Origin of the sequence: Dyadobacter sp. (assembly GCF_039919315.1) — a bacterium.
Classification (GTDB): domain Bacteria; phylum Bacteroidota; class Bacteroidia; order Cytophagales; family Spirosomataceae; genus Dyadobacter.
On the sequence record NZ_JBDSFX010000058.1, the window covers coordinates 85,517 to 99,220 of the forward strand.

Here is a 13,704-nt window from a genome sequence, read left to right on the forward strand (position 1 = left end):
CAAAATTCATTTTTAAACGATAGAAATCATGAAAAGCAGTAACACAAAAACCATCGTATTTGTAACGGGCGCATTTGTAAGTAACAGTGGTTGGGATCCATGGAAAGCCTATTTTGAAGCAAAAGGATACACTACTTACGCACCGGCCTGGCCATTCAAAGATGCACCGGCAGCGGAGTTGAGAAACAGACAACCCAATGATACTGACCTCGCTGCATTGACATTATCAGAGCTGGTCGATCACTATGCTAATTTTGTAAAAGCGCTTCCTGACAAACCGATCATTATCGGTCACTCGCTGGGCGGATTGATTACGCAAATTTTGGTAAACAGAGATTTGGCCGCCGCCGCAGTAGCCATTCACTCGGTGCCTCCACAAGGCGTGATCCCTTACGAGTTTTCATTTTTAAGAGCAGGTTATAAAGTGCTGGGTTTGTTTACATCATTGAAAAAAACCTATCTGATGTCACTGGCAGACTGGCAGTATGCATTTACGAATGGAATGTCCCTGGCAGATCAGAAAAAATCCTGGGAGGAAAATACGATCCCGGAATCGAAAACAGTAGCGAGAGGCGGATTGGGTTCAGCTGCGAAAGTTGATTTTGCAAAACCTCACGTACCATTGTTGCTCACTTCCGGTGATAAAGACAACATTATCCCTGCCTCATTGAACACCCGGAACTTCAAGGCGTACAAAGCCAATGGTTCTGTACTTGAATACAAAGAATTCCCCGGCCGCAACCACTACGTTTTAGGACAACCTACCTGGACCGAAGATGCCGACTACATTTTAGAATGGCTTGACAGAAACTAATGCTCATAACACTCCAGTTACTCCTATGAAAACAGAAACCTCAATACAGTATGAAAGACGGCATTTCCTGAAACGGCTGGGAGCCGGATCGCTCGCCGCCATTGCATTGCCCGCGTTTGCAAACGAAGGTCATGTGCAGCTTATGGCACCTAATGGGGGTAGCGCACCCGACGAAAAGTACTGGGAGCAAATCCAAAAGCAGTTTGCTGTTCCTTCCAACCTCATTATGCTGAATGCGGCAAATCTCTGTCCGCCGCCGACAGCAGTCAATGATCAGGTTAAAAAGATGCTCGATGGGCTGGGAAAAGATGTGTCGTTCCAATATCGCGAGCAGTTTTCAGAGAAACGAAAGAAGGCATTACAGGTTTTGGCAGGATTCACAGGAGTAGGAAAGGAGGAAATCGGCATTACCAGAAATACTTCGGAAAGCAACAACATTATCGTCAATGGCCTGGATCTGAAACCGGGCGATGAGGTGCTGCTATGGGACCAAAATCATCCCTCGAACGCCAGTGCGTGGGAGCAGCGGGCGAAGCGATATGGTTTTACCGTTAAAAAAATAAGTGTACCGGCCGATCCGCAATGGATAGAAGATCTGATCAAACCATTTCGCGATGCGATCACGCCGCGTACCAAGCTGCTAGGCTTTTCCCACATTTCCAATACCAGCGGAATAGCGCTTCCGGCAAAGGAATTGTGCATGCTGGCAGCAGAAAAAAACGTGCTGAGTCTCGTCGATGGTGCGCAATCATTTGGTTTTCTTGACCTAAACCTGAAAGATCTCGGATGTGATTTTTACACCGGGAGCACGCACAAATGGTTTATGGGGCCGCTGGAAAATGGCATTCTGTATGTGAAAAAGGAAAGTGCCGACAGTTTATGGCCGAACATTATCAGCGCTGGCTGGAAAGAAGGCGCATTGACAGTCGACGAAAAATATTGCATGCTGGGACAGCGCAATGAGACCACATTGGCAGGGATTGCGGAGACCGTGAATTTTCACCAGACCATTGGTAAAAAGAATATTGAAAACCGTGTGGTTCAATTAAATACCTACCTCAAAGACCAAATCAAAGCCAAAGTTCCAGGCGCAACTTTTGTAACACCATTGCCCACTGAACTCAGCGGAGGGGTTACTATCATTAGTTTCGCTGGCAAGAAACCGGCAGAGCTTTCTAAAAAGCTTTACGAAGCACACGGCATTGCAGCCGCGCCAACGGGCGGCATTCGAATGTCGGCGCACATTTATAACACTTTGAATGATATAGACAAAGTGGTCAAAGCATTGCAGGCAATATCTGTTTGATATTAATGAAAACGGATCGTGTGCCGGAATGGGGTGAAGCCTGTCAGATATACGGTAGGAGCTTCCATTGCAGGTAATGCGCCGCGCAATGCAATGTTTTTGTGCAGTGCAAGGCCAGGGCCAAATGAAACAGTATCGTCCCCAAAGCGGTAGCTGCCTGTTTCCTCTTTGAGCAGCCACGAATCTTTGGTGTTCTCAATTTTGGTAGCACCTTTTAATTCACCACCCGGCCTGAAAATCAGTTCCAATGCTGCCGGAACGCGTTCGGTACCATTCGATGTGATCTCGATTTCCATACCTTCCGTGGTTTCCCGGACCAGGATTCTGGTTTCGAGTTTCTGAACCTCGCTTTGAGGGCGGGTTGTCTTCGGCATTTTCTCCCAATCGCCGTCAGCGGCGATAGCGTCTTTGGCAATGGGTTGAAAATAAGGGCCTTCCAGGTTTTGGGTCAATTCCCAGGTATTACCGTTTTGTACTAGTTTTTCTGTTTGAAATTGTCCTTTCCCAAAAAACGAAGAGGCAAAACGCACGCCCTGCAACACCGCATTACCTCTCATAAAAGTAAACCAAACCGGATTATTGGCGATCAACGTGCTATCCCATTGATTTCTTCGGATTCGCACAAGCCCCGAATTTGGAAATGTTTTGACATAATCAACAGGCAAGTCTTTGGCTGCCGGAAGCTCGGCCCATAAAGTAGGGTCCGTCAGAAAGTAGTCCAAAAAAGCACCGGTTTTCGGGCCCGCTGTTTTTTCAATCAGGAGGCACATGGCAGCATAAGTTCCGTTCTGATCTTTAATGGCCAGGTACCGGTACGGATAATAGTAATTTTCCAGCGTGCCAATGATCGCCTTGTCCTGCCGTCCCGATGCATCAGTCACAATTTCAGCATTAGGGTGGACGTAGTATAAGGTCATATCCAGGTTTTTACGCACATCGTCCAACAACTCCGGTTTTTTCAAACCTTTTGAAACCGTTATCAGCAACCGATCCGTCAGCGAAGAGTAAATGAATGTACTTTTTTCATTGTACTGCCCATCTTTGTCAATATCAATGTGTTCGCCGAGCCATTGCTCAGCCCGCGCGACGTATTTGGGATCTGGCCAGAGTTCATTTAGCTTGGTCAATGCAGCAGAAACTACCCATCGGTGATTGGGCGTGTGAATTCCACCAACACTTAGCGCATTTCCTGCGCGGATCAAAAAGGTTTTGAGATTTGACAAAAACTTCTGCGATCCCTGCATCCCGGATTTTTCAACCAAAGTGTAGGCCATTGCGAGCCGTTTGACAATGAAACCGGTATCAGGCGTTGAATGGAAATTGGTCGATAGGAGGTCAATAGTACCGTCGGCGTGCTGGGTACGGATGAGGTACAGCGTGGCCAGGTTCATATCCGCCAGCAATTCGGCAGACTGGTAAAATTTAGAAGAAGGAGAAAACAATGCACACGCGCCCCATTGCACCAAAGCAGCCGTACTGTGCGGATTGAGAATGTCGAATCCATCCTTCAATCCACCATATATTTCGCCCTGCACATCTTTGACCTGATATTTCCTCAGCGATTCTACTCCTTTATCATTCTGGGCTACAAGTGCCAGTAGCCAGGGAGGCATTTTATCGTCATTGATTTTTGTAGGGAAAATTCCAGACAAATGAGCGACGGGCCATGCGCAAAGGGTAAGCGTGCTGTTTTTTACAAAATTTCTTCTGTCCATGAAGGTACTTTTTACTTTGGAAGTAAAAGAACAGAAGCCTTGCAGGATACTGAAACCTGGTTTTTAATTATTGATCATGACGTTGTGAAGTGAGCCTGGCGACGTCATAGCCACGTTCGCGGCATCGAGCAACAATCTCTGAATAAAGCTTCTTGTCCATGTTTTTTTTACGGCTCATGATAAACAGCAGCTTATGCTCAGGGTGGCCTACCACTGCGTAGGAATAATCGGATGCGAGCTCGATCACCCAGTAATCCAGTTTGAATGGCCACATAAACTGGCATTTCATCCTTGCGCCCTGATCCGCGTTTTTATAGACTTTGGAATGAATGGAGAAAATCTCTTCGCTGCCGGGCTTTTTGTAGGAGGTTACCACATCAAAATAGCCGCCTGTGTTATTCCAGTTATATTTTCCCGTGGTTTCCCTGCTGCCCTTATCGTATGTAGTCGGAATAGAAGCGAGTGAGTACCAGGTTCCTGAATAGTGTGCCACGTCGAGTTTGTCCACCGTGGAGTTGGGAATCTTGCTGTCATTAAAAAGCCATGTCAGAAGAATCATGCTGATTAATTTCATAGGAGTCTTTTTAGCTTGATATACGCCTCAAAAACCCTCCCAGATCGGTTTTAATCTGAAAAAATCCATATCCATTTTCCAACCCTCGGAAATATGTTTTCGTCTTAACATTTGATAATCAATCAATCCGTTATTTTTGTTAGATTTTAACTCCGTCCTCATCAATTAAAAACCAATCATTAAATGGCCGCATCTTTAAATGAAAACAACTCTACTGCGTAATTTAAGTTTAGGATATCTGCTTCTGCCGAACATTATTTTTTCGCTCGGCTGGTTCAGGTTGCCCATATCTATCTTATTAGTTGCCGGATTAATTTTTATGTTTATCCAAAGTTATGAACGTGGAAAAACACTCAAAACCGATCTGGAAACCAAGCAAATAGTTCAGATTTCCTTTATATCCCTGCTCATCATTGCATTTTCCGGAATTGGCGGTTTTTGCTTTCAGGCTTTTGATTTCTGGGCACACAATTCCAAATACTATACATTATACAACCAATCCTGGCCGGTTTTATTCAAAGAAAATGGGCGCTATGCCTGCCATTATTTCGGGTTTTTCCTCGTACCAGCATTGATCTCAAAAGGCCTGGGCGAATTGTCCGGGATCGCGCTTTACATTTGGGCATCGATCGGGTTGTTTATCGGACTTAGCTGGATTTTTATTTTTACGAGCAAAAATTACCTGGCGCTGATATTTTTCCTGTCACTCGGCGGGGTAGGGCACATTACCAAAGTGCTTTTGCTGCGCGCAATAGGTCTCAATTACCATGTACCACCGTTTTTTACAGAAATTTGGCCGGTATTGTACCAAACTCAATGGGCACCCAACCAGCTCATCCCGATCATTATTGTTTCCTGTATTTTATTTCACGATTACGTTTACACGAAAAGGCCTGAGAAAAGCTTCATCGCGGTAACTGCCATTTTCATTTGGGGCATATTCCCATCCATTGTTTTTGTGATTATTTTCGGTATCCTGGTGCTGTTCCGTTACCATAAGGATTTGCGATACTTCCTCAAACCCAGGGCAATGATGGACATAATGGTCCCCGGCCTGCTTTTCATACCCACATTCTTTTATTTTTTGTCGGGGAAAAATTCAGTAGTGGCCGGTTTTATCTGGCAGTTTAAGCCATTGAATGAGATTGCTTTCCATTATTTTTTCGGAGTGGTGGTTGATCTGCTGGTGCTATACGGAATTGTATTGTTGCTTAATCTGCACAAAAGCTCGTTCAGCTGGTTCATTCACGCATTATTTGCGCTGCTGATCATGATATCACTGGTCAGGATGGGGAAATGGAATGACTGGTTTTTGCGCGGGAGTACACCGGTACTGACTCTGCTTTCACTATTTATTCTCCATCGTTTTTCAGTCTGGATCAAAGAGCGGCCGGACTGGTATAAGATGAAAATGGCATATCCTGTGGTCTTATTTCTGCTTCTTGGCCTTATTGTGCCGGTTTCGCACATTACGCGGGCGCTGAAAGAGAACCTGATCACGCATGCATTGTTTCCCGATCAGGTAAAGTTTACGCCTTATCCTTACAGTCAGTACGAGGATTTTTACCAAATGGGCAAAGTGATTTATTCGCAGCAGGAAGCCAATCAGTTTTTGGGACAGAAAGGCTCCTTTTACGAGGTTTATCTGGCAAGATAGCGTCAGCCAAGCTACTTTTTACCGACGGTTTCAATGAATTTTGGAGCTACGCGATTTTTTGAAACTTGCTCATAAGCATAGGCGATGCCGATCAGTCCGGGCTCGTCGTAGGCTTTTCCAAGGAATGATAGCCCAACTGGTAATTCGTCGACATTGCCCATTGGAAGCGTAATGGAGGGGAATCCGGAAATGGCAGCTGGTCCGTAAGCGCCGTAACCCGTCCAAAAATCACCATTAACCAGGTCGATACACCAGGAAGCGCCGGTGGCGGGGCCGCAAAGTGCGTCGAGTTTGTCGTCCTCGAACTTTTTATTGAGCGAGTCTGCGACGCCGGTTATTTTTTTCAAAGCATTCCGATATGCTTCGCTGTTCAAATCACCTTTGGCCTGAGAGGTTTCAAACAATTCCTGTTTAAAATAGGGCATGGTTTTAGATTCATTCGCCTTATTAAACGCGATCAGGCCTTCCAGCGATTTGATCTTCGCATTGGAATGGGACAGATAATTGTTCACACCATCCTTGAATTCAAATTGCAGCAATGCAGATTCAGCGCCGTCCAGCGACTGCGTTTTCATATATTCCACTTCCACGATCACCGCCCCCGCATCTTTCATCTGACTTAATGCTTTTGCCAAAAGTGAATCAATGCCTTCGTGCACTTTGAGCATGCTTTTTTCCACACCGATCCTTTTGCCTTTCAATGCACCGGAATCCAGGAATTTGGTATAATCAGCAGGAACCGGCGTAGTAGCAACGTGCCTGGCGGGGTCAGCGGGATCGTTTCCGATCATCGCGCCGAGTAATGCTGCTGCATCGGCGACAGTTCTTCCGAATGGGCCGGCTGTATCCTGTGTTTTAGAAATAGGGATGATGCCCGACCTGCTCACGAGCCCAACCGTAGGCTTAATACCCACCACGCCATTCATGGATGCCGGACATGCGATGGATCCGTTTGTTTCGGTTCCCACGGCCACTGCGCATAGGTTTGCAGCCACAGCCGCACCCGATCCCGAACTGGAACCACATGGTGAACGGTCTAGTATATAGGGATTCCGCGTTTGTCCGCCCCGGCTGCTCCATCCGCTGGATGCCCGGGTAGAGCGGAAGTTGGCCCATTCAGTCAGATTAGTCTTACCTAATATGACCGCGCCGGCCTCTCTCAGTTTTTTTACAACGAATGCATCCTGACTAGCTATGTTACCCACCAATGCCAGCGAACCGGCAGTGGTTTGCATTTTGTCAGCCGTGTCGATATTATCTTTGATCAAAACGGGGATACCGTGCATAGCCCCTCTCATTTTTCCGGCTTTTCTTTCCTTATCCAATGCATCGGCAATGCTCAATGCGTCCGGGTTTAGCTCAATGACAGCATTCAATTTCGGCCCCTGCTTATCCAGTTTGCCGATTTGTTCCAGATAATAGCTGGTTATAGCCCTGGATGTCAGCTCACCTGACTGCATTTTTTTCTGCAGGCTGGCCACACTCATTTCCGACAGGTCTGCTGCGGCTTCCGGGAGATATGCACGGTTAATCCCAGTTTTTGATTTGGAATGAGCAAATGGAATGGCAAAAAAAGACGAGCTGGCCAGCGAGCTTAGTCGTATAAAAGTGCTTCTTTTCATAAGAGTGAATGTCAGTGACGGTTCCAATGCAATATATAAAGTATGGAAACCTGCGCTTCATTTTTTGGAGGTGAAATCCGTTAATTTTTTCCAGATCCAGAGGGTCAAAACGAAGGGAGAGAGGATGGTGGTGGTGACAATGGTGGCTATCGCGAGGACGGATCCGAATAGGAGCCGAAGAATGGTGATCAGGATTTGATTCATTTAAATCTTCGTGTGTGGTGTATGTGTAGAATAAATTCTGCTATAAATATAATTATTGAAAAATTATACTATCGTACCATAGAAATGCAACTACTTAAACAAGGAAAATGACAGGTCTTTGTCTGAAAATCATCTAAATATATAATTAAATCACCATATTTTCTTGTCTGGCACGGGAATTTGTTTAATTTTGTCAATGAAAAATATCATATAAACTGTACGACTATGAACTTCCTGTCAAACATCATATATTATTCCGGAAAGCTATTGTTTGCAACCATACTGTTTGTGGCAATGATCATTTCAACGATTGTATCTCTTCCGTTTATCGGAGTGGGTATGTTGAAGGATGCAATGGGTTCACAGCATCATCACGCTGACCCGAACAATCTCTTAGACTATTACGGATAATATTCTGCTGAAAATCAAAATGATATACGAGGGTACGGATTCACAATCCGTACCCTCGCTGCTTTTTATAGCCTTGTCTATTTCAAAACATAATTTACTTTGCTGGCTGTAATTGGGCAAAATGAAGTAATTTTCAGCCCTGTTTTCTTCCGTTACCACATGAATGCTATTTTAAACTCCCTGAAACTTACCATTCTGATATGCCTGTTTTCAATCCACACCTATGGGCAGGAAGTGCGTTATAGTTTTGAAAAAGGAATGATGGGGTCGCCTTTTAAACTGGTGTTTTACGCCTCCGGCGACTCACTGGCCAACCTTGCTGCTAAGCGTGCATTTGAAAGAATTGAAAAACTGAATGAGATTTTAAGTGACTACCGTGATGGCAGTGAGATCAACATGCTTTCGGCCCAGTCGGGTAGTGGCAAATGGGTTTCTGTGAGCAAGGATCTCTTCGATATTCTTGCTGTTTCCCAGGATATTAGCAAGAAAACAGACGGGGCTTTTGATGCTACACTAGGGCCGGTCGTTCAGATGTGGAGACACGCAACCCGGAAAGGAATTTTTCCGTCGCAGGACGAAATTCGGGACGCTTTGCAAAAGACGGGTTATTCCAAAATGCAAATGGACAAGTCGAAACAGCGCATTTTACTGACTCAAAAAGGTATGCGGCTGGATATTGGAGGGTTAGGAAAGGGATATGCTGCTGAGGAAGCCATTAAAGTGTTGAAAAATATGGGCATTACGTCTGCCATGATGGACGCCGGCGGGAAAATAGTGCTCACCAATCCACCTCCGGGTACGAAAGGCTGGAACATTACGATTTCCAACGGCAGCGATTCACTCAAAACGATGGAACTTTCGAATGTAGCCCTGGCCACGTCCGGCCCTACCTACCGATTTATGGAATACAAAGGTATAAAATACTCACATATCGTTGATCCACAGACAGGTATAGGCTTGCTGTTCCATGTGCGGACCACGGTTATATCAGCCGACGGAACAGTTGCGGATGCATTGGCGACGGCATTCAGCGTAGCGGGAATTGATAAAAGTAAAGCCTATCTGAAACATTTCCCCGGCAGTCGCGTGTGGCTGGTGGAAAAGCAGGACGAACGCATTGCCGACTGGAATATGCTTGAATAAATGCAGGTTAACTGAAAGCTGGTTATGACGAAAACGATTTTTATAGCTTCCGCGGAGCCTTATGCCGGCAAATCGGTGATCGCGCTGGGGCTGGTGAATATGCTTCTTGCCAAAACCAAAAAGATAGGTTTTTTCAAACCTATCATTTCCCAGCTGGCTCCCGGTACAAAGGATAAGCACATTGAAGCGATCCTTAACCATTTTTCTCTCCCGATCGCCTATGAGGATACGTACGCGTTCAGCAGGCAGGAGGTGTTGGAGCAGACAGACTCGGAGAACTGGCGCGATATGATCAACACGATCATTGGTAAATTCAAAAAACTGGAAGAGGCTTATGATTTCACGGTCATCGAGGGGAGTGACTTTCTGGGGGAAGGGGTAGCATTTGAGTTTGAAACCAATGCTGCTATCGCCAAGAATCTCGGAGCACCCGTTTTGACGATCATCAATGGGGAAAACAAGTCCACAACGCAGATCATCAGTTCCGCGCTGAATGTACTCCGCAATTTTGAGTCCCGCGAGGTGCAGGTGCTGGGTATCATCGCGAACCGCGTAAAACCCGAGCAGGTCGATGATGTGCAAGCGTTGCTGCGGATGCAGTTACCCGAAGATATCATGCTGACGGTCATTCCGTGGGACAAAAATCTGCAAAGCCCCACGATGAAGGAGATTGCCGATGCACTCGACGCAAAGGTTCTTTTCGGTGAAAACCTTCTTTCCAGCCAGGTAGACCATTTCGTGACGGGCGCCATGATGCTCCCGAATTTTTTGAATCACATTAAAGAAAATGTACTGATCATCACCCCTGGTGATCGTGGGGACATCATCATTGGTGCGTTGCAGGCGAATCTCTCCGCTAATTATCCGAAAGTGGCAGGTATCTTGCTTACTGCGGGAACTGAGCCTGAGGAGCCCATTGTAAGGTTAATCGAAGGTCTTCAAACGATCGTGCCGGTGATTTCAGTGCAAAAAGGAACCTTTGAAACCACGACGAGAGTGGGGGCGATACATTCTAGGATTTCGGCTGATAACAAGAAGAAGATCACGCTCGCCATTGATATTTTTGAGAAGTACGTGGATATGAAAATGCTGGACGACAAGATCATCACGTTCAGGTCGGAGGGTATTACCCCGCATATGTTCCAGTACCAACTCGTGAAATGGGCGAAAAGCGAGAAAAAGCACGTTGTGTTGCCCGAGGGTAACGATGACCGGATATTAAAGGCAGCGGCCCGGTTGATCAGCCAGAATATTGTAAACCTGACGCTGCTCGGAAACCCCGTCGAAATAGCTGCTTCGCTCAAAAGACTCGGATTGAACCTGGATCTCAACGCAATCAGGATTGTGGACCCGGCTACTTCCGAAAACTATGATTCGTATGTGGAAACTTTGTACGAGCTTCGAAAATCCAAAAATGTGAACGAAGAAATGGCCCGCGACCTGATGACGGATGTTTCATACTTCGGGACAATGATGGTGTACAAGGGCCATGCAGACGGAATGGTATCGGGAGCCGTGCATACCACGCAGCATACGATCCGGCCTGCGTTGCAATTCATCAAAACAAAACCCGGGGTTTCGCTCGTTTCATCCGTGTTTTTTATGTGTTTCCCCGAACGGGTAAGCGTCTTTGGAGATTGCGCGGTCAATCCGAATCCGACTGCGGAGGAACTAGCGGAAATAGCGATCTCGTCCGCAGAGAGCAGTAAGTTGTTTGGTATTGAGCCTCGCATCGCAATGCTGTCCTACTCATCGGGCCTATCCGGTGAGGGCGAGGATGTGGAAAGGGTGCGGGAAGCCACGGCTTTGGTAAGAAAGAAGCGGCCGGACATTAAAATTGACGGGCCAATCCAGTACGACGCTGCGGTTGATCCGATTGTAGGAAGTCAGAAATTGTCAAATCCTGACGTGTCGGGCAGGGCCAGCGTGTTTATTTTTCCGGATCTGAACACAGGAAATAACACTTACAAGGCATTGCAACGCGAAACTGGCGCGTTGGCGATTGGTCCTATGTTACAGGGACTTAACAAGCCTATTAATGATTTGAGCCGTGGCTGTACGGTGGAAGATATCTTTAATACCGTCATGATTACGGCCATTCAATCTCAGGAGAACGCAGGTCAAAGGCACTGATGCAATTGGCTGCGCGCAATTGTATAAAGTCAATATTTTCTAGGCTTAAATATGCATTTTAAATGGTTGTTTAAATTATTCATTTAAAACGCTTGTGCTTTTGAAAATTATTTCCAACCTTTGAATCGTTAAGTCTGAAACACCTGTTTTGGATATTTAAACAAACCTAATCGGTAACAAGGTGAAGTGCATAGCAGAAAAAAGTGAGGATAAGATCAAGGAAGCGGCGAAACGGGTTTTTCTGAAAAAAGGTTTTGACGGAACTACTTCTCGTGACATTGCACGGGAGGCCGATATGAACATTGCATTGACCAATTATTATTTCCGGAGCAAGGAGAAGCTTTTTCTGGAAATTTTCAGGGACATTCTGAGTGAGTATTTTCAAAGTACCATTGATATTCTGAACAAAAAGATTGACGTGAAGGCGAAAATCTCGGAAATGATTGAGAATGATTTTAAAATGATGAAAAAGGAACCGGACCTGGTCATCTTCATTGTCAATGAAATCCATAAAGAACCGGAGCGTTTGTTTCCCGACATGACGTTTTTTCATCAGATGCGGAATACCTATTTCACACAGCAATTGGAGGAAGGGGTAGCAAACGGAACATTACGGCCTATGCACCTCGAAAGTATCTTACCGCTTATTAAGTGTAATGTAGAGTTCATATTTTTAGGAAAGCACATTCATAAAAAGCTTTTCAATCTGACAGAAGAGGAATTTAATGTTCATGCAGAGGCGCAAAAAGAACACGTTAAAGAGATGATCTGCAATTATTTGGTGATCGGATAATAGCGATTTTTTTTGCCCTCGGTTTAAACAACCATTTAAAATAAACATTTATTTGACCCATTGCTATGAAATTCAAATTTCATTTACTGGCCGTGCTATGCCTTTTAGCGACGCAAAGCCTGCATGCGCAGGACTACAATCTGAGCCAGTTGCTTGACCTGGCCATGAAAAACGATTTCAGCATACAATCTGCACGACTCGACGAACTGAAAACCAATGCTAAAATTGACGAAGTGAAATCGGCCCTTTTGCCAAGTGTGAACGTATCCGGTGACTATAAGAGATATTTCAAGATTCCCGGCCAGGTAGTACCAGCCAGCGCATTTGGCGGACCGGAAGGATCTTACAGCACATTGGCGTTCGGTCTTCCGTATAATTTGTCGACCACGGCGCAAGTGACTCAGAATCTTTACAATCCGTCGGTTAGGTACGCATTGAAAGCTGCCAACCTGAATCGTGAGCTAACTTCATTAAGTACGGTGAAGACGAAAGAAGATGTTGCCTACAATGTGACGGACGCTTATTACAACCTTGTTACCGTCGTACAACAAATGGCTTTTCTGGACAGTAACCTCATTTCTCTGGACCGCCTATACAAAGTTTCAAACCTCCTCTATCAGAATAAATTAGGCCAGAGAGTGGACGTAGACCGCATTATCATCAACAGGACTACAACAGAAACCCAGCTGGCTACATTGAAAGACAATTATAGTCAGCTGGTTAATTTGTTGAAATACTATACTGGTACACCGCAATCGGATTCAATGCGTATAGCTATTAGCGTTAGTGGTGTTGCGCTGCCTGGTAGGGACGGATTTGACGAAACAAGGCGTACAGATGTGGCACTTTTGCAGAAACAAAGAGATCTGAATGAGTTGCAGGACAAGAACATTAAGTCGGGCATTATTCCAACCGTAAATGCTTATGGAGTGGCCAATATGGCTTTTTATGCCAAAGCCGGGGAGAACTCTACTTTTCAGGATGTGCCGGGTTACCGGGCGGGTTTGCAACTGAACTGGAGTGTTTTCGACGGACTTGCCAGACGGGCTAAAAGAAGCCAGAACCAGATCGATAAGGAGAAGCTGAATGTGCAGCTGCGACAGGTGAAAGAGTCGATTCAAATGGAGGAAGCCAATGCGCGAAACAAGTTTGGGGTAGAGCAAAGGAACATTAACGCCAAGAAAGATCAGGTAGCGCTGGCAGAACGGGTTTACAAACAGATCCAGCTGCAATTTAAAGAGGGTACCGTATCGCTGACCGATGTCATTCAATCCGAAAATAGCCTGCTGGACGCACAGAGCAACTATCTGACTTCATTGGTACAGTTACTGA

Annotated in this window: 12 protein-coding genes; 8 read left to right on the forward strand and 4 right to left on the reverse strand. The window is 45.6% G+C overall.

Annotated features, from left to right (window positions below; translation table 11 throughout):
- Positions 1-28: 28 nt before the first annotated feature.
- Both ABIO93_RS17295 and ABIO93_RS17300 read left to right on the forward strand, forming a co-directional pair.
- Complete coding sequence (locus tag ABIO93_RS17295; protein WP_348069855.1) at positions 29-814, forward strand: alpha/beta hydrolase; 786 nt, start codon at positions 29-31, stop codon at positions 812-814.
- 25 nt (positions 815-839) lie between these two features.
- Positions 840-2,120: an aminotransferase class V-fold PLP-dependent enzyme gene (locus ABIO93_RS17300; RefSeq protein ID WP_348069857.1), complete on the forward strand. Its 1,281-nt coding sequence runs from the start codon at positions 840-842 to the stop codon at positions 2,118-2,120.
- Between the two features lie 2 nt (positions 2,121-2,122).
- On the opposite strand, the gene ABIO93_RS17305 is transcribed toward ABIO93_RS17300, so the two are convergent.
- Both ABIO93_RS17305 and ABIO93_RS17310 read right to left on the reverse strand, forming a co-directional pair.
- Positions 2,123-3,835 carry a hypothetical protein gene (locus ABIO93_RS17305; protein ID WP_348069858.1) on the reverse strand — a complete coding sequence of 571 codons (1,713 nt, stop codon included), beginning with the start codon at positions 3,833-3,835 and terminating at the stop codon, positions 2,123-2,125.
- 67 nt (positions 3,836-3,902) lie between these two features.
- Positions 3,903-4,409, reverse strand: coding sequence for a lipocalin family protein (locus ABIO93_RS17310; protein WP_348069860.1), 507 nt, complete (start codon positions 4,407-4,409; stop codon positions 3,903-3,905).
- Between the two features lie 199 nt (positions 4,410-4,608).
- Here ABIO93_RS17310 and ABIO93_RS17315 point away from each other — a divergent pair, with 199 nt between their 5' ends.
- Positions 4,609-6,066 (forward strand): hypothetical protein, encoded by a 1,458-nt coding sequence (locus ABIO93_RS17315; RefSeq protein WP_348069861.1) that lies wholly within the window; start codon positions 4,609-4,611, stop codon positions 6,064-6,066.
- An 11-nt stretch (positions 6,067-6,077) separates the two neighbouring features.
- Here ABIO93_RS17315 and ABIO93_RS17320 read toward each other — a convergent pair whose 3' ends face one another.
- A complete protein-coding gene (locus ABIO93_RS17320; RefSeq protein WP_348069863.1) occupies positions 6,078-7,688 on the reverse strand; it encodes an amidase in 1,611 nt (536 codons plus the stop codon).
- 57 nt (positions 7,689-7,745) lie between these two features.
- On the reverse strand, positions 7,746-7,892 hold the full coding sequence (locus tag ABIO93_RS17325; protein ID WP_348069864.1) for a hypothetical protein: 147 nt from the start codon (positions 7,890-7,892) through the stop codon (positions 7,746-7,748).
- Between the two features lie 225 nt (positions 7,893-8,117).
- Between ABIO93_RS17325 and ABIO93_RS17330 the strand changes: the two genes are divergently transcribed.
- The 5 genes from ABIO93_RS17330 to ABIO93_RS17350 form a co-directional block, all read left to right on the forward strand.
- Positions 8,118-8,303, forward strand: coding sequence for a hypothetical protein (locus ABIO93_RS17330; protein WP_348069866.1), 186 nt, complete (start codon positions 8,118-8,120; stop codon positions 8,301-8,303).
- A gap of 99 nt (positions 8,304-8,402) precedes the next feature.
- The gene (locus ABIO93_RS17335) at positions 8,403-9,446 is read left to right on the forward strand and encodes an FAD:protein FMN transferase (RefSeq protein WP_348069868.1); all 1,044 of its coding nucleotides are present in this window, start codon (positions 8,403-8,405) and stop codon (positions 9,444-9,446) included.
- Positions 9,447-9,470: 24 nt separating this feature from the next.
- Entirely contained in the window at positions 9,471-11,579 is a 2,109-nt protein-coding gene (gene pta, locus ABIO93_RS17340) for a phosphate acetyltransferase (RefSeq protein WP_348069869.1), read from the forward strand.
- A gap of 181 nt (positions 11,580-11,760) precedes the next feature.
- Positions 11,761-12,372, forward strand: coding sequence for a TetR/AcrR family transcriptional regulator (locus ABIO93_RS17345; protein ID WP_348069871.1), 612 nt, complete (start codon positions 11,761-11,763; stop codon positions 12,370-12,372).
- Positions 12,373-12,437: 65 nt separating this feature from the next.
- On the forward strand, positions 12,438-13,704 hold a 1,267-nt coding region (locus ABIO93_RS17350), incomplete at its 3' end, for a TolC family protein (RefSeq protein ID WP_348069873.1).

Coding starts and splice junctions, on each gene's coding strand:
- ABIO93_RS17295 (WP_348069855.1), top strand. CDS start 29: ATGAAAAGCAGTAACACAAAAACCATCGTATTTGTAACGGGCGCATTT.
- ABIO93_RS17300 (WP_348069857.1), top strand. CDS start 840: ATGAAAACAGAAACCTCAATACAGTATGAAAGACGGCATTTCCTGAAA.
- ABIO93_RS17305 (WP_348069858.1), bottom strand. CDS start 3,835: ATGGACAGAAGAAATTTTGTAAAAAACAGCACGCTTACCCTTTGCGCA.
- ABIO93_RS17310 (WP_348069860.1), bottom strand. CDS start 4,409: ATGAAATTAATCAGCATGATTCTTCTGACATGGCTTTTTAATGACAGC.
- ABIO93_RS17315 (WP_348069861.1), top strand. CDS start 4,609: ATGAAAACAACTCTACTGCGTAATTTAAGTTTAGGATATCTGCTTCTG.
- ABIO93_RS17320 (WP_348069863.1), bottom strand. CDS start 7,688: ATGAAAAGAAGCACTTTTATACGACTAAGCTCGCTGGCCAGCTCGTCT.
- ABIO93_RS17325 (WP_348069864.1), bottom strand. CDS start 7,892: ATGAATCAAATCCTGATCACCATTCTTCGGCTCCTATTCGGATCCGTC.
- ABIO93_RS17330 (WP_348069866.1), top strand. CDS start 8,118: ATGAACTTCCTGTCAAACATCATATATTATTCCGGAAAGCTATTGTTT.
- pta (WP_348069869.1), top strand. CDS start 9,471: ATGACGAAAACGATTTTTATAGCTTCCGCGGAGCCTTATGCCGGCAAA.